Annotated in this window: 1 pseudogene; it reads right to left on the bottom strand. The window is 74.6% G+C overall.

What is annotated here, in order from left to right:
• Positions 1 to 457 (bottom strand): annotated as a pseudogene (locus PROKR_RS03605) (serine protease); the annotation flags it as partial.

Here is a 457-nt window from a genome sequence, read left to right as displayed (position 1 = left end):
GTCAGGGCGGTCCAGAAGGCGGCCGCGTCGTCGCGGTCCTGCGTCACGGCGGCGCCGTCCACGCTGGGCAGCGCGCGCACGACGTCGGAACCGTCGAGCGGCGTGGTGCCGCGCGACCGGGCGGCCGCGTCCGTGTAGCGGACGATCAGCGGCAGCGCGTCGGTGCTCGCGTCGTCGTAGCCGTTCGCGAGGAGCCGTGTGACGTCGAACAAGCGGTCGTCGAGGGTGCCGGCCGTCACGTAGGGCAGCGCCGCGTCCGGGTAGACGAACGTGCTGCCATCGCGCTCGGTGCGGTGGTAGGACGACGTCGTCCCGCCGGGGCCGGTGACGTTGGTGACGCTCGTGCCGTCCGCCGCCGTGCTGATGGTGACCGTGTCACCGGTGATCAGGGTGACGCTGCGCGACCCCGCCGCCGATGGCGGGAGCGCGGTGGCAGACCCGCCCGGCGGGACTGCCG

The sequence above is a fragment of the Promicromonospora kroppenstedtii DSM 19349 genome (genome assembly GCF_000515355.1).
Lineage (GTDB): Bacteria > Actinomycetota > Actinomycetes > Actinomycetales > Cellulomonadaceae > Promicromonospora > Promicromonospora kroppenstedtii.
Note: the sequence above shows the minus strand (reverse complement) of the source record. Positions and strands in the feature narration are given on the sequence as shown.